This window comes from Paracoccus niistensis, assembly GCF_042432925.1.
GTDB lineage: Bacteria > Pseudomonadota > Alphaproteobacteria > Rhodobacterales > Rhodobacteraceae > Paracoccus > Paracoccus niistensis.
Window position 1 is genome coordinate 18703 of the sequence record NZ_JBHLWE010000017.1, and the last position, 18714, is coordinate 37416.

An 18714-nucleotide genomic window follows, 5' to 3' on the forward strand; every position below is an offset into this window, starting at 1 on the left:
AATTGCCGGTCCCTATTCCTGATGCGACAGGGGATCGACGGGCTTCACGCCTTCGGTCGCTTCGTGCGGCAGGCGGATATGCGGGGCGGTGGCCTGCACGATGGGGTCCACGGGTTCACCCGCGCGCAGGGCGGCCAGCAGGTCCATGCGCATCCGGTAGGTCCAGAAGTCGTTGATGTGACCCGCCACGGCGATCTCGGGCTGGCCGGGCTGGCTGCGGAAGAAGGCGGCGATCTGGTTCGCCATGCGGATCAGCTTGTCATGCGGCGAGTGTTCGGAAATCTCGGACAAGGCGTCAGCCCTCGATGCGCTGGGGATGGGTGTAAAGGTCGAAGGCCTCGCCCCGGGCGCGGCCGATCAGGGTGATCCCCGCCGCCTCGGCCCAGGCAATGGCCAGCCGCGTCGGCGTGCTGGCGCCGATCAGCACCGAAGCGCCGATGCGCGCCGTCTTCTGCACGAGATCGACCGACAGGCGCGAGGACATGACGATGGCCCCTGTCCTTGCATCTATCGCCTGGTCCGCCAGCGCCCCGGCAAGCTTGTCGAGCGCGTTGTGGCGGCCCACGTCCTCGCGCACCACGGCCTGCGCGGGCGACCAGAAGCCCGCTGCATGGATCGCGGGAGTCTCGCGCCAGCGGCGCTGGCCTTCCGACAGCCCCTGCATGGCGCGGCCTATATCCTGCGGAGAAAGGCGCGCACCCTCGGCCACTTGAACCACCTGCGGCAGGGCCGCCGCGATGCTGTCCACGCCGCAAAGGCCGCAGCCCACCGGGCCGACCATGCTGCGCCGCCGCTCGGCCAAGCCCGAGGCGAGGCCGGGGCGCAGCCACAGGCGCGCTTCGTAGGCGGGGACGCCCGGCAGTTGCGCGGGCGGGCGGACCTGCGCGATCTCGCGGTCGGTCACGTCGGCGGGCGAGGCGATCAGCCCCTCGGTCAAGGCGAAGCCCAGCGCGAAATCTGCGAGGTCGTGCGGGGTCGCCATCAGCACCGCCTGGCTGGTGCCGTCGATGACGATGGCGACGGCGGCTTCCTCGGGGGTGGCAGGTGCGTCCGCCTGAACCCATCCGCTGCCCGACCAGCGGCGAGGAATGGCGACGGGATCGGCCGCGCGAGGGATTTCCCCGCGCGGCCCCGCGTCCTCGGATGCAGCCGCCGTGCCGTCCATGAACGGCGTTGCCTCACCCGGCGGCGTCACATCCGAATCCTCGTGCCGAAGGGGCGAGTGCCCCGCGGCCAAAGCAACCTCGCTCATTCCGCGGCCGGCAGGATGCGGCGGGACAGCTCGGAATGGCTGCGATACTGCTCCTGCCACTCGGACGGCCCGTTCGAAGGGCTGACCTGCACCGCCGTCACCTTGAACTCGGGGCAGTTGGTCGCCCAGTCCGAGTTGTCGGTCGTCACCACGTTGGCCTGCGTGTTGGGGTGATGGAAGGTCGTGTAGACCACGCCCGGCGCGACCCGTTCGGTGATCTTCGCCCGGATCGTCGTGTCGCCCGCCCTGCTGGCCACGCGCACGTAATCGCCCTCGCGGATGCCGCGCTGTTCGGCGTCGTGGGGATGGATCTCCAGCACGTCCTCGGGGTGCCAGACGGTGTTGTCGGTGCGCCGGGTCTGGGCGCCGACGTTGTACTGCGTCAGCGTCCGCCCCGTGGTCAGCAACAAGGGGAAGCGGCCGCCGGTGCGTTCTTCAGAGGGCACGTATTCGGTGTTGATGAACTTGCCCTTGCCGCGCACGAAGCCCTCGATGTGCATGACCGGCGTGCCCAGCGGCGCCTTGGCATTGCAAGGCCACTGCACCGACTGCTCGCGGTCCAGCAGGTCGTAGCTGACGCCAGCGAAGCTGGGCGTGGTCAGCGCGATCTCGTCCATGATCTCGGACGGGTGGCTGTAGTCCCAGCCCGCGTCCAGCGCATTGGCCAGCATCACCGTGATCTCCCAGTCGGCATAACCGTTCTTGGGGGTCATGGCCTTGCGGACCATGTTGATCCGGCGCTCGGCGTTGGTGAAGGTGCCGTCCTTTTCCAGGAAGCTCGACCCCGGCAGGAAGACATGGGCGTAGTTCGAGGTTTCGTTCAGGAACAGGTCGTGGACGATCAGGATGTCGAGGCTCGCCAGCGCCGACTGGACGTGGCTGGTGTCGGGGTCGGACTGCAGAACGTCCTCGCCCTGGCAATAAAGGCCCTTGAAGCGCCCCTGCGTCGCCGCGTCGAACATGTTGGGGATTCGAAGCCCCGGCTCGTCCGACAGCGGCACACCCCAGACCTGCTCGTAGAGCTTGCGCGTCTCGATGTCGGTCACGTGGCGATAGCCGGGGAACTCGTGCGGGAAGGACCCCATGTCGCACGATCCCTGCACGTTGTTCTGGCCGCGCAGCGGGTTTACGCCGGTGCCGGGCTTGCCGATGTTGCCGGTCATCATGGCAAGGTTGGCGATCGCCATGACGGTGGTCGAGCCCTGCGAATGCTCGGTCACGCCCAGCCCGTAGTAGATCGAGGCGCGCGGCGCCGCCGCATAGGCGCGGGCCGCCTGCCGGATCAGGTCGGCGGGGACGTTGCTTTGTCGCTCGACCTCCTCGGGCGAATGGCGCGGGTCCAACAGGAAGTCGCGATATTCCAGGAACTCGTCCCAGTCGCAGCGCTCGCAGATGAAGGCCTCGTCGTAAAGGCCCTCGGCGGCGATCACATGGGCCATCGCGGTCAGGACGGCCACGTTGGTGCCGGGCAGCAGCGGCAGGTGGATCGCGTCGTTCCGGTGCGCCGTGTCCAGCAGGTCGATGTGGCGCGGGTCGATGACGATCAGCCCCGCCCCTTCCCGCAGCCGCCGCCGCAGGCGCGAGCCGAAGACCGGGTGGCCCTCGGTCGGGTTCGCCCCGATCACCAGCGCGAGGTCGGTTTCCTCCACCGAGTCGAAGTCATGCGTCCCCGCCGAGGTGCCGAAGGCGGTCTTGAGGCCATAGCCCGTGGGCGAATGGCAGACGCGGGCGCAGGTGTCGGTGTTGTTGTTGCCGAAGACCGCGCGGGCGAGCTTCTGCACCAGATAGGTTTCCTCGTTCGTGCAGCGCGACGAGGTGATGACGCCGACGGAGTCGCGGCCGTGTCTTTCCTGCGTCGCGCGCAGGCGGTCGGCGGCGAAGCGGATCGCCTCTTCCCAGGACACCACCCGCCAGGGATCGCGGTAATCCTCGCGGATCATCGGGTTCAGGATGCGCTCGGCATGGGTGGCATAGCCCCAGGCGAAGCGACCCTTGACGCAGCTATGCCCCCGGTTGGCCTTGCCGTCCTTGCTGGGCACCATCTTCACGACAGTCTCGCCGCGCATATGGGCGTCGAAAGAACAGCCGACGCCGCAATAGGCGCAGGTCGTCTTCACGACGCGCTCGGGGGTGCCGACCTCAATCACCTTGTTCTCGATCAGCGTGGCGGTCGGGCAGACCTGCACGCAGGCGCCACAGGATACGCAGTCCGAGGACAGGAAGCTATCCGAGGCCAGCCCCGCCGACACGCGGCTGTCGAAGCCGCGACCGTCGATGGTCAGGGCAAAGGTGCCCTGAACCTCCTCGCAGGCCCGCACGCAGCGCGAGCAGACGATGCATTTCGCCGGATCGAAGGTGAAATAGGGGTTGGAGTGATCCTTGGCCCGCCATTCAGGGTTCGTCTCGCCGTTCTCGCGGCGCTGGAAGTGGTTCTTGCCGGTTTCATAGCGAACCTCGCGAAGGCCCACGGCCCCGGCCATATCCTGCAGCTCGCAGTCGCCGTTGGCCGCGCAGGTCAGGCAGTCCAGCGGGTGGTCCGAGATGTAAAGCTCCATCACCCCGCGCCGGATCTGCGCAACCTCGTCGGTCTGGGTGTGGACGATCATGCCCTCGGCCACCGGCGTCGTGCAGGAGGCGGGCGTGCCGCGCATCCCGTCGATCTGGACGACGCAGAGCCGGCAGGAGCCGAAAGCGGTCAGGTGATCGGTCGCGCAGAGCTTCGGTACCGTGATCCCGGCAATGGCGGCGGCGCGCATGACGGAGGTCCCCGCAGGGACCGCGACGGGGATGCCGTCCACCGTCAGGGTGACGGTGATGTCCGAATGCGACGCGGGGGTGCCGAGGTCGCGGTCGTCGGGGATGATGAAGTCCTTCATTCGGCAGCCTCCACCCGGACGCCCGTTCCTGTCGAGGGCCGTCCGGTGAAATCATCGGGGAAATGCGTCAGCGCGGACATGACCGGATAGGGCGCAAAGCCCCCAAGCGCGCAGAGGCTTCCCCATTTCATCGTGTTGCAAAGATCGGTGAGGATCGGGATGGCTTCAAGATCCCCGCCCGCGATCCGGTCGATTGTTTCCACCCCGCGAGTCGAGCCGATGCGGCAGGGGGTGCATTTCCCGCAGGACTCGATGGCGCAGAACTCCATCGCAAAGCGGGCCATTGCCAGCATGTCGGCGGTGTCGTCGAAGATGACGATGCCCGCGTGGCCGACGAGGCCCTCCTTGCCCGCGAACTCCTCGTAGCCGAAGGGCGTGTCGAACAGCGCGCGCGGGAAATAGGCGCCCAGGGGGCCGCCGACCTGCACAGCCTTCACGGGTCGCCCCGAGGCAGTGCCGCCCCCGATCTCGTCCACGATCTCGCCGAGCGACAGGCCGAAGGCCACCTCGAACAGCCCGCCATGCTTCACGTTTCCCGCGATCTGCAACGGCATGGTTCCGCGAGACCGGCCGATGCCGTGGGCCGCGTAAGCCGCAGCCCCGTTTGCCATGATCCACGGGACGGTCGCCAGCGACAGGACGTTGTTGACCACCGTGGGCTTGCCCAGGAAGCCCTCCAGCGCCGGGATCGGGGGCTTGGCCCGCACGATGCCGCGCTTGCCTTCCAGGCTGTTCAGCAGGCTGGTTTCCTCGCCGCAGACATAGGCGCCGGCGCCAACCCGCACCTCCATGTCGAAGCCATGTGTCGAGCCGAGGATCGAGCCGCCCAGCACCCCCGCCGCCCGCGCGATGTCGATGGCCGCACGCATGGCGCGGATCGCGTCGGGGTATTCGCTGCGGATATAGACGTAGCCTTGGGTCGCTCCCACGGCGATGCCGGCAATCGCCATGCCCTCGATCAGCGTGAAGGGGTCGCCCTCCATCAGCATCCTGTCGGCGAAGGTGCCGCTGTCGCCCTCGTCGGCGTTGCAGACGATGTACTTGCGGTCGGCGGCGGCCCTGGCGACGGTCGCCCACTTGATGCCGGTCGGGAAGCCCGCGCCGCCACGTCCGCGCAGGCCGGACTCCGTAACCTCGGCCACGATCTTCTCGGGCGCGGCCAGCGCCGCCTTCAACCCCTCAAGCCCGCCGTGGGCCTTGTAGTCCTCCAGCGACAGCGGGTCGATCACCCCAACGCGGGCAAAGGTCAGCCGCGTCTGCCGCTTCATCCAGGGCAGGTCCTCGACCGGCCCAAGCGCCAGCGGATGCCCCTTGGGATCGGCGAGGATCACGGGCACGTCCTGGGGCGTCACCGGCCCGAAGCCATGCCGCACCCCGTCGATCTCGACCTCCATCAGCGGCTCGAGCCAGATCATCCCGCGAGAGCCGTTGCGCACGGGCGCCACGCCCATCTCGCGCTGGACGGCCTCGGCCACCTCGTCGGCGCCCAGCGCGCGGGCAGCGGCGTCGATCGGAACCCAGACCCGCATCACCGCACCCCCTCTGCCAGCGCCACCACCCGCTGCACGGTCGCCCGCCCGACCAACCGGTCGTCCATCTGCGCGGCAGGCCCGCAGGCGCAGAGCCCAAGGCAGAACACCGGCTCCAACGTCAGCCCCCCGTCCGCCGTCGTCTCGTGCCAGTCGAGCCCCAGCGCCGCTTGCACCTGATCGGCCAAGGCATCCGCGCCCATCGACTGACAGGCCTCGGCCCGGCACAGCCGCAGGACATGGCGGCCCGCAGGCGCCTCGCGGAAATCGTGGTAGAAGCTGACGACGCCGTAAACCTCGGCCCGGCTCATCCCCAGCGCATTGCCGATGATCGGCTGGGCAGCCTCGGGGATCATGCCCCATTCCGCCTGCACGTCATGCAGGATCGGCAGCAACGGACCCTCGCTCCCCGCATGACGCGCGATGATGGCCCCCAACCGCTCGAGGCCCTCGCCATCCAGCGCCGCGACCTTGGGCGTGTTCGGAGAATGGGGCGCGTTGGCGGGTGACTGCATGGGCTTGCTCCGGAATGGCCGCTGGCGCCACAGGATTAGGCCTGCGCGATAGGTGGATCAATCCTGAAGTGCCGTTCCTTGATAGGCGCTATCTATCAGAAAACTGCTCCGCCACCTGCATCAGCGCCTCGACCAGCGGCGGCAAGGGCTCGCGCGCGGCCAGCACCAGCCCGACCATGTTGCCCGGCCCGCCCGACAGCGGCCGCGCCCTGACGCCCACGGGCAAGGACAACCCCTCGGCCAGCGCCTGCGGAAGGATCGCAGCCCAGTCGCCGCTGGCCACATGGGACAGGATCGCCAGCATTGAATTCGATTCGACCCGCGGCACCGCCGACGCCTCTGCCTCGGCCAGCCGCGCGGACACGATCCGGCGGTTCTGCATGTCGGGGGTCAGCAGGCAAAGCGGACGCGTCGCCGCATCGGACCAGGAGACCGGCCCGCCCGCCTCGGTCCGGTCCACAAGGCAGAGCGTTTCCATGAACAGCGGAACCGTCCGCAAGCGCCCCAGGTGCTCGCCATCCAGATAGGTCACGCCCGCGTCCAGTTCCAGCGCGGCGATCTGGTCGCGGATCTCGTCCGAGGACCGCGACAGGATCGTGACCTCGGCCGCCGGATGGCGGGCAAGGAAGGGCGCCGTCAGCTCGGCGATGCGCGGCATGGCCGTCGGGATCACCCCCAGCCGCAGCCGCCCGGATACGCCGCTGCGGGTCGCGCGCAACTCGGCCTGCATGGTCCGCACGTCGCCCACGATGCGCCGCGCCCAGTCCAGCACCCGCTCGCCTTCCGGCGTCAGTCCGTGAAAGCGCGAGCCGCGCCGGACAAGCTGCACGCCCAATTGATCCTCCAGCGACTTCAGCGCCGAGGAGAGCGAGGGCTGGGTGATCCCCAGCGCCTCGGCGGCACGGCCGAAATGCTGTTCACGCGCCAGCACCATGAAGGCGTGAAGCCGGTCGATCATGGACGCGGCCTCAGCTCATTCTTCTTCGGCCAAATACCCTGGGCTTGCGAGCGCCCGCGAAACCGTCCGGTGGACGGTTTCGAGCGAGCAAGGGGCAAGGCCCGAGCGGGGCAGAGCCCCGGCTCGCGCCGGCAGGCGCTCAAAGAATCTCAACCCGCCAGCTTTCAATGACGGTGTTCGCCAGCAGCTTCTCGCACATCTGGCCGACCTCGGCCTCGGCGGCAGCGCGGTCGGTCGCGGCCAGGTCCAGCTCGATCACCTTGCCCTGCCGGACGCCGTTCACACCCGAAAAGCCCAGCGTGCCCAGCGCGTGGCGGATCGCCTCGCCCTGGGGATCGAGGACGCCGTTCTTCAGCATGATCGTGACTTTCGCTTTCATGCGCGGCGTTCCTTCAGTTGATCAGCGTCGGTTTGACGGGCGCCGCTGCGGGCATGACGCCCAGGCGCCGGGCGACCTCGGTATAGGCGTCGGTCAGGTTGCCCAGGTCGCGGCGGAATACGTCCTTGTCCAGCTTCTGCCCGGTCTTGACGTCCCACAGGCGGCAGCTGTCGGGGCTGATCTCGTCGGCCACGACCAGCCGCATGAAATCCCCGTCCCAGATCCGCCCGATCTCGATCTTGAAATCAACCAGCTTGATGCCGACGCCGTAGAAGACGCCCGACAGGAAGTCGTTGACCCGCAGCGCAAGGCTGACGATGTCGTCCAGGTCCTGCTGGGTCGCCCAGCCGAAGGCGATCACGTATTCCTCGGACACCATCGGGTCGCCGAGCTCGTCGTTCTTGTAGCTGTATTCGACGATCGGGCGGGGCAGCTGGGTCCCCTCCTCCATCCCCAGCCGCTTGGCGATGGACCCGGCGGCGAAGTTCCGCACGATCACCTCCAGCGGGATGATCTCGACCTGGCGGATCAGCTGCTCGCGCATGTTGATGCGGCGGATGAAATGGGTCGGCACGCCGATGTTGCCCAGGCCCTGCATGAAGAACTCGGACAGACGGTTGTTCAGCACGCCCTTGCCCTCGATTACCGCCTTCTTCTGGGCGTTGAAGGCGGTGGCGTCGTCCTTGAAATACTGGATCAGGGTGCCGGGCTCTGTGCCTTCGTAAAGGATCTTGGCCTTGCCCTCATAGATCTTCTTGCGCCTGGGGGCCATGATCGCGCCTTTCGTCCGGGAAAACTGCAAACTTTGCCGCACCCATAACGCCGTTCGGGCCGCGGGGGCAATACGAGCTTGCGAGAGCCATGCCGTGCAGGCATATCAGGCGCAATCTTGCAACGGAGGCCGCGATGACCACCTTCGACGACCGCGAACGGTCCTTTGAAACCAAGTTCGCCCATGACGCCGAACTGCGCTTCAAGGCCGAGGCGCGCCGCAACCGCCTTCTGGGCGAATGGGCGGCCGGCCTGCTGGGCAAGACCGGCGACGAGGCGCGCACCTATGCGCTGACCGTCGTGACCTCGGACTTCGAGGAGCCGGGCGAGGACGACGTGTTCCGCAAGCTGTCCGAGGACCTGGCCGGGCGCGCCGACGAAGCGACGATCCGCGCCAAGATGGTCGAACTGCGCGAAGAAGCGCGCCGCCAGATCGCCTCGGAGGCCTGACCGGCCCTGCCCCGGCGCAAAGGCCCCCTCGGGGGCCTTTTTTCATGAACTCGGGGCCTTATCCCTGCGGCATCAGGAAATGCCCGTTCGCCTGCGCGAAGGGGCGGTCGCGGCGGTCCTGCCAGGCCTCGACCTGCACGCTGGCATAGCGCCGCCCCAGCCGGACCACGCGGGCCCGCGCATAGGCGTCCCGCGCCGCGCCCGACCGCAGGTAGTCCACCGTGAAGTCGATGGTCTTGGGCAGCCGGGGCAGCCCCTCCTCTCCCAGCGGAAGGCCGCGGCTTCCATCCAGCGTCGCCCACAACAGGCCCAGCACGGCGGTTGTTTCAAGAAAGGCCGCCGTGACGCCGCCATGCAGCGCAGGCAGGACCGGGTTGCCGATCAGCTTGTCGGAAAAGGGCAGCACGGCGGTCAGCTCGTCCCCGTGCCGGTCCACGGCGACTCCCAGCCAACGGACATAGGGCACCTGCGCCAGCAGCTGGTTGATCACCGATTCGCGCGTCATCGCCATGCCGTCCATCTCAGCCTCCCACGGTGAAGCTGCCGGTGGCCGTCGCCACGGGCGTGTCGCCCTCGTCCCGCGCGACGGCCCGTACGAAGGCGACCGAGCGCGTCATGTGAAAGCACTCGGCCCGCGTCCGCACCCGCTGCCCCGGCGTGGCCGAGCGCAGATAGTCGATCCTCAGATCGATCGTGGCCGTTGTCGCGGGACGGGCGGGATGGGTCATCACCGCCGCCCCGCAGCAGGTGTCCATCAGCGCCGAGATCACGCCGCCATGCAGCACGCCCGTGCGCGGGTCCCCCACGAACTCCGCGCTCCAGGGCATGGCGATCTCGACCACGCCGGGGGTCGCCTCGACCAGTTCCATCCCCAGGGCGCGCGCATGGGGGATGACGGTCATGAAGATCCGGGCCATCTCGGCCGCGTCCTCGGTCCGGGCACCGGGCAGAAGTTCCATCCTCGTCCTCGCCATGTGGTTCCCGGATGACTGCCCTGCCCGGTGCCGCCCCGCAAGTCCGCCCGTGCGACACCCGTTGCGGTTGAGGTCGGCGGCAGGCTGCGTTACGTTGCGGCACAACGCACGGGGACGCAGGGAATGCCGGACGAAAGCTGGATCAGTTTCAAGGAAATGTGCGCCCGGTTCGACGTGACTCCACGCACGCTGCGTTATTACGAATATATCGAACTTCTCAGCCCCCGGCGCGAAGGCCGCGCCCGCTGGTATGGCCCGCGCGAGATCGCCCGCATGAAACTGATCATGCGCGGCCGCCGCTTCGGCTTCAGCCTGGAGGACATCCGGCAGTGGCTGCTGATCTACCAGCAGCAGGGCACCCGCGCCCAATACGAGGTCTGGGTGGATCTCGCCACCCGCCAGCTCGACGTGCTGGCCGCCCAGCGCGACGAGATCGAGGCCTCCATGACCGACCTGCGCAGGCTGCGCGACGAGACTGTCGAGCTGCTGGGCAGCATGCCCTCCGAGGACGAGGCCGCCGCCAACTGACGTCCCGGCAGCCGGGCCCATGACGCAGCGTCCCCGCTGGCGAAGCGGCGGACGCGCTGTAACTCTTGTCGTGCAAGGCTGACGAGGGGAGGGGTTCAGCGATGTCCGACATTCTGCTGTCCGCCCGTCCGCCACGGCAGCCATCCGACGTGATCCCGTGGATGCAGCGCAGCCCTGGCGCGCCCGCCGCAAGGCCGGGGCGCGCGTCGCCCGCATCCGCGACAGCTGCCGTGGAGGCCCCATGACCGCCTACAACGCCCCGATCCGCGACATGCAGTTCCTGCTGCACGATGTCCTCGACGTGTCCGCCTCGGACCTGCCCGGACGCTCGGACCTGGAACCCTCGTTCACCGAGGCGATCCTGGAAGCCGCGGGCCAGCTGGCCAGCGAGGTTCTGGCCCCCCTGAACGCGGTCGGCGACAGCCAGGGCTGCGTGCTGGAAAACGGCGTGGTCCGCACGCCCGAGGGCTTCAAGGCCGCCTTCGAGGCGGTGAAGGAAGGCGGCTGGACCGGCCTCGACTGCGATCCCGAATACGGCGGCCAAGGGATGCCCTATGTCATGGGCGTGGCCACGGGCGAGATCTTCGTGGCGGCCAACATGGCCTTCAACATGTACCAGGGCCTGACCCACGGCGCCTATTCCGCCATCCATGCCCATGGCACGGACGAGCAGAAGCGCACCTACCTGCCCAAGATGGTGTCCTGCGACTGGACCGGCACCATGAACCTGACCGAGCCCCATTGCGGCACGGACCTCGGCATGCTGCGCACCCGCGCCGAGCCGCAACAGGACGGCAGCTACCTGATCACCGGTCAGAAGATCTTCATCTCGGCCGGCGACCACGACCTGTCCGAGAACGTGATCCACCTCGTGCTCGCCAAGGCCCCCGGCGGCGGCGAGGGCACCAAGGGCATCAGCCTGTTCATCGTGCCCAAGTTCTTGGTGAACGAGGACGGATCCCTCGGCGAGCGCCAGCCCGTCTCGGTCGGCAAGATCGAGGAGAAGATGGGCATCCACGGCAACTCGACCTGCGTCATGAACTATGACGGGGCGAAGGGCTGGCTCTTGGGCGATCTGCACAAGGGCATGCGCGCCATGTTCACCATGATGAACGAGGCGCGGCTGGGCGTGGGCCTGCAGGGCTATGCGGTCGCCGAGGCGGCTTACCAGAACGCCGTCATCTACGCCCGCGACCGGCTGCAGGGCCGCGCGGTGACCGGGGCGCAGAATCCCCAGGGCCCCGCCGACCCGATCATCGTCCATCCCGACATCCGCCGCGCGCTGATGGATCAGAAGTCCTTTCTGGAAGGCGCCCGCGCGCTGACCTTCTGGGGTGCCGACCTGATCGACCGCGGCCACGCGGGCGACGCCCAGGCCGAGGGGCTCGTCTCGCTGCTGACTCCGGTCATCAAGGGCTTCCTGACCGACAAGGGCTTCGAGGGCACGGTCCAGGCCCAGCAGGTCTACGGCGGCCACGGCTATATCGAAGAGTGGGGGATGTCGCAGTTCGTCCGCGACGCCCGCATCGCCATGATCTACGAGGGCGCGAACGGCATCCAGGCGCTGGACCTCGTCGGCCGCAAGCTGGCGCTGGACGGCGGCAAGCACGTCATGAGCTTCTTCGAGATGGTCAAGGGCTTCATCCGCGAGAACGAGGGCAACGCGGCGCTGAAGGCCGACTTCCTCGAGCCCCTGAAGGCCGCGTCCAAGGACCTTCAGGCGGCAGCCATGTTCTTCATGGAACGCGGCATGAAGAATCCGAACGACGCGCTGGCGGGCTCCTATGACTTCATGCACCTCTTCGGGCACACGGTGCTGGGCCTGATGTGGGGCCGGATGGCCGTTGCCGCGCAGAATGCGCTGGACGAGGGCCGGGGCGATGCCGAGTTCTACCGCACCAAGCTGGCGACCGGCCGCTATTACATGAAGCGGCAGCTGCCGATGACCGCGACGCACCTGGCCCGCATCCAGTCGGGTTCGGACACGGTGATGGCGCTGGCGGCCGAGCAGTTCTGAAATGACCACCCTCCCCGCCTGCGGCACGGCCGGAGCCTCCGGCGGGGATATTTGGACGAAGAAGAACGCAGGCCGGATGCGGCCCCGGCCCGCGCGGCCCATAGGCATCTCTGGCGGGCCGGGGCTTTCTTCTCCTTCGACGGTCATCGGCTTCCCAGCCTGTACCGTGGAAACAATGCTGAGGATGAAACCTTGAGGAACGGTTAATCTTTCACGGAATTCTTCTTCATTCTTCTTCGCGGAAATATCCCGCGGGGGATCGTCATATATGACGATGGGGGCGCGAAGCCCCCGGTTGCAATGGCGGGGGCAGGCATGACGGCGCAACTCTGGTGCTTTGGTGAATCGGGCAACGCCTACAAGGCCGCGCTGACGATGGAACTCGCGGGCTACGCATGGGAGCCCGTCAAGGTCGATTTCTTCAACGGCGAGGCGCGCAGTCCCGCCTTCCGCGCCATCAATCCCATGGGAGAGGTTCCGGTCCTGCGCGACGGCGGGCTGACGTTGACCCAGTCCGCCGTGATCCAACTGCACGTGGCCGAGCGCACCGGCCGCCTCGGCGGCACCGACCGCAGCGAGGTCCTGCGCTGGCTCTTCTGGGACAACCACAAGCTGTCGGGCGTGGCAGGCTCGACCCGCTTCCTGTCGAACTTCCTGCCGCCCGAGAAGCGCCCGGCCGAGGTGATCGCCTTCCAGCAGGGCCGCCTGAAGGCCGCCTACCAGGTGCTGAACGACCACCTGTCCGCGCGCGACTGGGTGGCCGATACCGCCCCCACCATCGCCGACTTCGCCTGTTGCGGATACCTGTATTACCCCGAGCCCTTCGGTTTCGACCGTTCCGACTGGCCGCATATCGACGCCTGGCTGGACCGCATCGCGGGTCTGCCCGGCTGGAAGCACCCCTATGATCTGATGCCCGGCAGCCCTGCCGACCGGGCCTGAAGGAGGACGCATGACCGACGCCTATATCTATGACGCCGCCCGCACCCCGCGCGGCAAGGGCCGCAAGGACGGCAGCCTGCACGAAGTCACGGCGGTTGCGCTCTCCGCACGCCTGCTGAACGCGATCAAGGAACGCAACGGCCTCAGCGACCACGCCGTCGAGGACGTGATCTGGGGCAACGTCACCCAGGTGGGCGAACAGGGCGGATGCCTCGCGCGGTCGGCCGTGCTGCTCTCGGACCTCGACGAGCGGGTGCCGGGCCTCTCGATCAACCGCTTCTGCGCGAGCGGGATGGAGGCCGTGAACCTGGCCGCGAACCAGGTCAAGGCGGGGGCGGGCGAGGCCTATATCGCCGGCGGCGTCGAGATGATGGGCCGCGTCCCGATGGGCTCGGACGGAGCGGCGATTGCCGTCGATCCCAGCCTTGCCATGAAGACCTATTTCGTCCCGCAGGGCATTTCCGCCGACATCATCGCCACAGAATACGGCTTCACCCGCGAGGAGGCCGATGCCTTCGGCGTCGAATCCCAGCGCCGCGCCGCCCAGGCGTGGCAGGAAGGGCGCTTCGCAAAATCCATCGTTCCGGTGCGCGACCAGAACGGCATCGTGATCCTCGACCACGACGAATACATGCGCCCCGGCACGACGATGGAGGACCTGGCCAAGCTGAAGCCTGCCTTCAAGGACATGGGCGAGGTCATGCCCGGCTTCGACAAGGTCGCGCTGCTGAAATATCCCCATCTCGACCGGATCGAGCATATCCACCACGCCGGGAACTCCTCGGGCATCGTGGACGGCGCAGGCGCGGTCCTGATCGGCAGCCGCGAATGGGGCGAGGCCCGCGGCCTCAAGCCGCGCGCGCGCATTCGTGCAACGGCGAAGATCGGCACCGACCCCACGATCATGCTGACCGGCCCGGTGCCGGTGACGGAACGCGTCCTGCAGCAGTCGGGCATGAGCATCTCGGACATCGACCTTTTCGAGGTGAACGAGGCCTTCTCGTCCGTCGTGCTGCGCTTCATGCAGGCTTTCCAGGTGGATCCCGCAAGGGTCAACGTGAACGGCGGTGCCATTGCGATGGGTCACCCGCTGGGCGCCACCGGCGCCATCATCATCGGCACACTGCTGGACGAACTGGAACGGCAGGACAAGGAAACGGGTCTGGCGACCCTGTGCGTGGCGTCCGGCATGGGCGCGGCAACGATCATCGAACGCGTGTGAGGCAGCCATGACCGATTTCACCATGCAGAAGGGCGACGACGGCGTCGCCGTCATCACCTGGGACGTGCCCGGCAAGTCGATGAACGTCCTGTCGATGGACGGCGCGGCGGAACTGAACAACCTCATCGACGATGCCTTGGCCGATGAGGCCGTGAAGGGCATCGTCATCACTAGCGGCAAGGCGGACTTCGCCGCTGGCATGGACCTGAACGTGCTGGCGCAGATGAAGGAAGGCGGCCCGCAGGCGGTCTTCGACGGCGTGATGAGCCTGCACCACCTGCTGCGCAAGATCGAGCTGGCGGGCATGGACCGCAAGACGCAGAAGGGCGGCAAGCCGATTGCCGCCGCCCTGCCCGGCACCGCGCTGGGGATCGGGCTGGAACTGCCGCTGGCGACCCACCGCATCTTTGCCGCGAACAACCCCAAGGCCAAGATCGGCCTGCCCGAGATCATGGTCGGCATCTTCCCCGGCGCGGGCGGCACTACGCGGCTGATCCGCAAGCTGGGCGCGATGGCCGCGGCCCCGCTGCTGCTGGAAGGCAAGATGAACGACCCGGCCAAGGCCAAGGCCGCGGGCGTCATCGACGAGGTGGTCGAAGACCCGCTGGCCGCGGCCCGCGAATGGGTGCTGAAGGCCACCGACGCCGACCTGGTCAAGCCGTGGGAGCAGAAGAGCTGGAAGATGCCCGGCGGCTCGCCCTATACCCCAGGCGGCTTCATGACCTTCCTCGGCGCCGCCGCGATGGTCCACGGCAAGACCATGGGCGTCTATCCGGCGGCCAAGGCGCTGCTGTCGGCGGTCTATGAAGGCGCGCTGGTGGACTTCGACACCGCGCTGCGGATCGAGGCGCGCTGGTTCACCCATGTGCTGATGAACCCCTCGTCCGGCAACATGATCCGCAGCCTCTTCATCAACAAGGAAGCGCTGGAGAAGGGCGCGAACCGCCCCGAGGCCCCGGACCAGCGCGTCCGCAAGGTCGGCGTCCTCGGCGCCGGCATGATGGGCGCGGGCATCGCCTATGTCTCGGCCAACGCAGGCATCGAGGTCGTGCTGATCGACTCGACGCAGGAGGCAGCCGACCGGGGCAAGTCCTACTCGACCGGCATCCTCGACAAGGGCATCAGCCGGAAGAAGGTCACCGAGGAGAAGAAGGCCGAGGTTCTGGGCCGCATTACCGCCACGACCGACTATGCGGCGCTGGCGGGCTGCGACCTGATCGTCGAGGCCGTCTTTGAAGACCCGAAGGTCAAGGCCGACGTGACTGCCAAGGCCGAGGCGGTGATCCCCGCCGACGCGATCTTCGCCACCAACACCTCGACCCTGCCGATCAGCGATCTTGCCAAGGCCAGCACGCGTCCCGAGCAGTTCATCGGCATCCACTTCTTCAGCCCGGTGGACAAGATGGCGCTGGTGGAAATCATCCGCGGCCAGCAGACCGGCGACCGGGCGGTGGCCAAGGCGCTCGACTTCGTGCGGCAGATCCGCAAGACGCCGATCGTCGTCAACGACGCACGCTTCTTCTACGCCAACCGCTGCATCATCCCCTATATCAACGAGGGCATCCGCATGGTCGGCGAAGGGGTGAACCCGACGCTGGTCGAGAACGCGGCCAAGCTGATGGGGATGCCGCTGGGGCCGCTGCAGCTGGTGGACGAGACCTCGATCGACCTGGGCGTCAAGATCGCCAAGGCGACCAAGGCGGCGATGGGCGACGCCTATGCCGACGGGGACGTGGACGCGGTCATCTTCAGACTGGCCGATGCGGGCCGGATGGGCCGCAAGGCCAAGGCCGGCTTCTACGACTATGACGAGGCCGGCAAGCGCGGGGACCTGTGGCGCGGCATCGGCGAGAACTGGGCGCGTGCCGAGGACCAGCCGGAACTGACCGAGGTCCAGCACCGCCTGATGTTCGTGCAGGCGCTGGAGGCGGTGCGCGCGCTGGAACAGGGCGTGCTGACCGACATCCGCGAGGGCGACGTGGGCGCCATCCTCGGCTGGGGCTTCGCGCCCTGGACCGGCGGACCCTTCGGCTGGCTGGACATGCTGGGGGCCGAGCGCGCGGTGGAACTGGCGGACAAGCTGACCGCCGAGCATGGCGACCGCTTCGCCCCGCCTGCGCTGCTGCGCGACATGGCCGCCAAAGGCGAAAGCTTCTACGGCCGCTTTGGCGGACAGAAGCAGGCCGCGTAAGGCAGTACCGGATCAACAGGAACAGGGGCGGGCGCTGGAGGAAACTCCGGCGCCCGTCGTCTTTTGCAACCTTCGGGGGAACCCCCCGCGAAGGCCCGCGTTCGCAACCATAGAGAAACGGCGGGGGCGCAGTCATGGTTGCAATCTACGGTCGGGCCGACCCGAGGCCGATCCACCCGCTGCACGCGATCCTCCTGTCCTTCCCCTTTCCTCTGTTCCTTGGAACCTTGGCCAGCGACCTTGCCTATCGCGCGACCTTCCAGATCCAGTGGCACAACTTCGCGCAGTGGCTGAACGCCGGGGGCCTGCTCGTGGGCGCCTTCGCCGGGCTCTGGGCGCTGATCAACCTGTTCCGCCGGGAAACGCGGGGGCAGCGGCGCACAATCCTCTATTTCGTGGCCCTGCTGGCCATGTGGGTGCTCGGCCTGCTGAACGCCTTCATCCATGCCAAGGATGCCTGGGCCATCATGCCCGAGGCCATATGGCTGTCGGCCATCTCGGCGCTGCTGGCCTTTGTCGCGGCATGGATCGGCTTTTCCGGCATCCGGACTGAAAGGTGACATGATGCGCCTGCTTTATCTGCTTGGCACCGCCGCCGCGATCGGCGTCCTGGCAACCGGCGCATCCGCGCAGGACCAGACCCCGCCCCCGGAATACGGCCCCAACCCGACCCTCGGGGAACCGCAGCGCGGCCTTCTGCCCACCATGAAGATCCCCCGCCCTGCGCTGTGGGGCGACGACCGGCCCGTGGTGCCCGAGGGCTTCACGATCCAGCCCATCGCCACCGACCTGATGATCCCGCGCCAGACGCTGATCCTGCCCAACGGCGACATCCTCGTGGCCGAGGGCAAGGGACAGGGCGCGCCGGCGCTGCGGCCCAAGGACCTGATCGCCGGGATCATCAAGGCCTGGGGGAAAAGCTCGGTGTCCGGCGGCAACCGCCTGACGCTGCTGCGCGACGCCGATGGCGACGGCACCTATGAAACCAGGGGGATCTTTGCCGAGAACCTGAACTCTCCCTACGGCTTGGCCTTCGTGAACGGCGCGATCTACGTCGCCAACCAGGACGCCGTGGTACGCTTCGACTATACCGAGGGCCAGTCGCAGGCGAGCGGCCCGCCCGAGGTGCTGACGGAACTGCCGTCGGTCATCAATCACCACTGGACCAAGGCCATGACGGCCAGCGAGGATGGCCGCTTCCTGTATGTGGGCATCGGGTCGAACAGCAACATCACCGAGCGCGGGATGGAGGCCGAGGAAGACCGCGCGATGATCTGGGAGATCGACGTGGCCACGGGGATGCATCGGCAATATGCGACCGGCCTGCGCAACCCCACGGCGCTGACGATCCAGCCCGGCACCGGCCAGCTCTGGGCGGTGGTGAACGAGCGTGACGAGATCGGCGACAACCTTGTTCCCGACTATCTCACCTCGGTGCAGGAGGGGGGCTTCTACGGCTGGCCCTACAGCTACTGGGGCCAGAACGTCGATATCCGCGCCCAGCCGCAGGACCCCGAAAAGGTCGCCTCGGCCATTGCGCCCGACTATGCGCTGGGCTCTCACGTCGCGGCGCTGGGGGTGGATTTCTCGGTTCCGGCGATGGGCGAGCAGTTCGCGGACGGCGTCTTCGTGGGCGAGCATGGCAGCTGGAACCGCAACCCGCCCTCGGGCTACAAGGTGATCTTCGTCCCGTTTCAGGACGGACGGCCCGCCGGAGAGCCGATCGACTTCGTCACCGGCTTCCTGCAGGACGCGGACAACACGCGCGGCCGGCCCGTCGGCGTGACGGTCGATCCGCGCGGCGCCGTGATCGTGGCCGACGACCTGTCGAACACTGTCTGGCGGATCACGCCGGACGAACCCGTCGCACCCGAGCCCGTCGCCGCCACCGCTGCGCCCGAGCCGGTCACGCCCGCTGCGGCGCAGCCTGCAACACCAGAGCCGGTGACACCTGCCGCAGCCGAGCCCGGAACGAGCGCTGCTGCACCTGAGCCCTTGGCGCCTGCTGCTGATGAGCCTGCCGAGCCGACAGCGGGCGAGCCTGCCACCCCGGACGCCCCTGCGCCTGCTGCTCCTGGACCGGCCACGGCACCGGCACCCGGTCAGTAAG

General features: G+C 67.9%; 18 protein-coding genes. 8 read left to right on the top strand and 10 right to left on the bottom strand.

Translation table 11 applies throughout. The features are described 5' to 3' along the window. Window positions 1-12 precede the first annotated feature (12 nt). From ACFFII_RS04310 to purC, 8 genes are all read right to left on the bottom strand, one after another. A complete protein-coding gene (locus ACFFII_RS04310; RefSeq protein WP_377697664.1) occupies window positions 13-291 on the bottom strand; it encodes a formate dehydrogenase subunit delta in 279 nt (92 codons plus the stop codon). Window positions 292-295: 4 nt separating this feature from the next. Further along, a complete protein-coding gene (gene fdhD, locus ACFFII_RS04315) occupies window positions 296-1252 on the bottom strand; it encodes a formate dehydrogenase accessory sulfurtransferase FdhD (protein ID WP_377697665.1) in 957 nt (318 codons plus the stop codon). Then, on the bottom strand, window positions 1249-4128 hold the full coding sequence (gene fdhF / locus ACFFII_RS04320) for a formate dehydrogenase subunit alpha (RefSeq protein WP_377697666.1): 2880 nt from the start codon (window positions 4126-4128) through the stop codon (window positions 1249-1251). The genes fdhD and fdhF overlap by 4 nt, the downstream gene beginning before the upstream one ends. Then, window positions 4125-5657 (bottom strand): formate dehydrogenase beta subunit, encoded by a 1533-nt coding sequence (locus ACFFII_RS04325; RefSeq protein ID WP_377697667.1) that lies wholly within the window; start codon window positions 5655-5657, stop codon window positions 4125-4127. The genes fdhF and ACFFII_RS04325 overlap by 4 nt, the downstream gene beginning before the upstream one ends. Continuing rightward, window positions 5657-6172 carry a formate dehydrogenase subunit gamma gene (locus ACFFII_RS04330; protein ID WP_377697669.1) on the bottom strand — a complete coding sequence of 172 codons (516 nt, stop codon included), beginning with the start codon at window positions 6170-6172 and terminating at the stop codon, window positions 5657-5659. Before ACFFII_RS04330 ends, ACFFII_RS04325 begins: the two co-directional genes overlap by 1 nt. An 88-nt stretch (window positions 6173-6260) precedes the next feature. Further along, complete coding sequence (locus ACFFII_RS04335; RefSeq protein ID WP_377697670.1) at window positions 6261-7130, bottom strand: LysR family transcriptional regulator; 870 nt, start codon at window positions 7128-7130, stop codon at window positions 6261-6263. Window positions 7131-7269: 139 nt separating this feature from the next. After that, window positions 7270-7509 carry a phosphoribosylformylglycinamidine synthase subunit PurS gene (gene purS, locus ACFFII_RS04340; RefSeq protein WP_090754086.1) on the bottom strand — a complete coding sequence of 80 codons (240 nt, stop codon included), beginning with the start codon at window positions 7507-7509 and terminating at the stop codon, window positions 7270-7272. Between the two features lie 13 nt (window positions 7510-7522). Further along, window positions 7523-8281, bottom strand: a complete 759-nt coding sequence (gene purC / locus ACFFII_RS04345) for a phosphoribosylaminoimidazolesuccinocarboxamide synthase (protein ID WP_090754088.1) — start codon at window positions 8279-8281, stop codon at window positions 7523-7525. A gap of 134 nt (window positions 8282-8415) precedes the next feature. On the opposite strand from purC, the gene ACFFII_RS04350 reads away from it, so the two are divergent. Beyond that, window positions 8416-8730 carry a DUF1476 domain-containing protein gene (locus tag ACFFII_RS04350; RefSeq protein ID WP_090754090.1) on the top strand — a complete coding sequence of 105 codons (315 nt, stop codon included), beginning with the start codon at window positions 8416-8418 and terminating at the stop codon, window positions 8728-8730. Between the two features lie 58 nt (window positions 8731-8788). Here the strand turns inward: ACFFII_RS04350 and ACFFII_RS04355 are convergent, their stop codons facing one another. Beyond that, window positions 8789-9235, bottom strand: coding sequence for a PaaI family thioesterase (locus tag ACFFII_RS04355; protein WP_377697673.1), 447 nt, complete (start codon window positions 9233-9235; stop codon window positions 8789-8791). 16 nt (window positions 9236-9251) lie between these two features. After that, complete coding sequence (locus ACFFII_RS04360; protein WP_377697674.1) at window positions 9252-9689, bottom strand: PaaI family thioesterase; 438 nt, start codon at window positions 9687-9689, stop codon at window positions 9252-9254. Window positions 9690-9827: 138 nt separating this feature from the next. On the opposite strand from ACFFII_RS04360, the gene ACFFII_RS04365 reads away from it, so the two are divergent. The 7 genes from ACFFII_RS04365 (at window position 9828) to ACFFII_RS04395 (ending at window position 18713) form a co-directional block, all read left to right on the top strand. After that, window positions 9828-10232 carry a MerR family transcriptional regulator gene (locus tag ACFFII_RS04365; RefSeq protein ID WP_377697675.1) on the top strand — a complete coding sequence of 135 codons (405 nt, stop codon included), beginning with the start codon at window positions 9828-9830 and terminating at the stop codon, window positions 10230-10232. A 241-nt stretch (window positions 10233-10473) separates the two neighbouring features. Further along, complete coding sequence (locus ACFFII_RS04370) at window positions 10474-12249, top strand: acyl-CoA dehydrogenase C-terminal domain-containing protein (RefSeq protein ID WP_377697676.1); 1776 nt, start codon at window positions 10474-10476, stop codon at window positions 12247-12249. A gap of 315 nt (window positions 12250-12564) precedes the next feature. Then, entirely contained in the window at window positions 12565-13191 is a 627-nt protein-coding gene (locus ACFFII_RS04375; RefSeq protein WP_377697677.1) for a glutathione S-transferase family protein, read from the top strand. Window positions 13192-13201: 10 nt separating this feature from the next. After that, a complete protein-coding gene (locus ACFFII_RS04380; RefSeq protein WP_377697678.1) occupies window positions 13202-14413 on the top strand; it encodes an acetyl-CoA C-acetyltransferase in 1212 nt (403 codons plus the stop codon). Window positions 14414-14420: 7 nt separating this feature from the next. Beyond that, window positions 14421-16604: a 3-hydroxyacyl-CoA dehydrogenase NAD-binding domain-containing protein gene (locus ACFFII_RS04385; RefSeq protein ID WP_377697679.1), complete on the top strand. Its 2184-nt coding sequence runs from the start codon at window positions 14421-14423 to the stop codon at window positions 16602-16604. Window positions 16605-16738: 134 nt separating this feature from the next. Further along, the gene (locus ACFFII_RS04390) at window positions 16739-17164 is read left to right on the top strand and encodes a DUF2231 domain-containing protein (protein WP_377697680.1); all 426 of its coding nucleotides are present in this window, start codon (window positions 16739-16741) and stop codon (window positions 17162-17164) included. A gap of 4 nt (window positions 17165-17168) precedes the next feature. After that, window positions 17169-18713 (top strand): DUF7133 domain-containing protein, encoded by a 1545-nt coding sequence (locus ACFFII_RS04395; protein ID WP_377697681.1) that lies wholly within the window; start codon window positions 17169-17171, stop codon window positions 18711-18713. Window position 18714 lies beyond the last annotated feature (1 nt).

What these genes read in the sequence shown, in the direction of transcription:
- ACFFII_RS04395 (WP_377697681.1), top strand. Translation starts at nt 17,169, where the DNA reads ATGCGCCTGCTTTATCTGCTTGGCACCGCCGCCGCGATCGGCGTCCTG.
- ACFFII_RS04390 (WP_377697680.1), top strand. Translation starts at nt 16,739, where the DNA reads ATGGTTGCAATCTACGGTCGGGCCGACCCGAGGCCGATCCACCCGCTG.
- purC (WP_090754088.1), bottom strand. Translation starts at nt 8,281, where the DNA reads ATGGCCCCCAGGCGCAAGAAGATCTATGAGGGCAAGGCCAAGATCCTT.
- fdhD (WP_377697665.1), bottom strand. Translation starts at nt 1,252, where the DNA reads ATGAGCGAGGTTGCTTTGGCCGCGGGGCACTCGCCCCTTCGGCACGAG.
- ACFFII_RS04355 (WP_377697673.1), bottom strand. Translation starts at nt 9,235, where the DNA reads ATGACGCGCGAATCGGTGATCAACCAGCTGCTGGCGCAGGTGCCCTAT.
- fdhF (WP_377697666.1), bottom strand. Translation starts at nt 4,128, where the DNA reads ATGAAGGACTTCATCATCCCCGACGACCGCGACCTCGGCACCCCCGCG.
- purS (WP_090754086.1), bottom strand. Translation starts at nt 7,509, where the DNA reads ATGAAAGCGAAAGTCACGATCATGCTGAAGAACGGCGTCCTCGATCCC.
- ACFFII_RS04375 (WP_377697677.1), top strand. Translation starts at nt 12,565, where the DNA reads ATGACGGCGCAACTCTGGTGCTTTGGTGAATCGGGCAACGCCTACAAG.
- ACFFII_RS04335 (WP_377697670.1), bottom strand. Translation starts at nt 7,130, where the DNA reads ATGATCGACCGGCTTCACGCCTTCATGGTGCTGGCGCGTGAACAGCAT.
- ACFFII_RS04330 (WP_377697669.1), bottom strand. Translation starts at nt 6,172, where the DNA reads ATGCAGTCACCCGCCAACGCGCCCCATTCTCCGAACACGCCCAAGGTC.
- ACFFII_RS04360 (WP_377697674.1), bottom strand. Translation starts at nt 9,689, where the DNA reads ATGGAACTTCTGCCCGGTGCCCGGACCGAGGACGCGGCCGAGATGGCC.
- ACFFII_RS04350 (WP_090754090.1), top strand. Translation starts at nt 8,416, where the DNA reads ATGACCACCTTCGACGACCGCGAACGGTCCTTTGAAACCAAGTTCGCC.
- ACFFII_RS04325 (WP_377697667.1), bottom strand. Translation starts at nt 5,657, where the DNA reads ATGCGGGTCTGGGTTCCGATCGACGCCGCTGCCCGCGCGCTGGGCGCC.
- ACFFII_RS04365 (WP_377697675.1), top strand. Translation starts at nt 9,828, where the DNA reads ATGCCGGACGAAAGCTGGATCAGTTTCAAGGAAATGTGCGCCCGGTTC.
- ACFFII_RS04370 (WP_377697676.1), top strand. Translation starts at nt 10,474, where the DNA reads ATGACCGCCTACAACGCCCCGATCCGCGACATGCAGTTCCTGCTGCAC.
- ACFFII_RS04385 (WP_377697679.1), top strand. Translation starts at nt 14,421, where the DNA reads ATGACCGATTTCACCATGCAGAAGGGCGACGACGGCGTCGCCGTCATC.
- ACFFII_RS04380 (WP_377697678.1), top strand. Translation starts at nt 13,202, where the DNA reads ATGACCGACGCCTATATCTATGACGCCGCCCGCACCCCGCGCGGCAAG.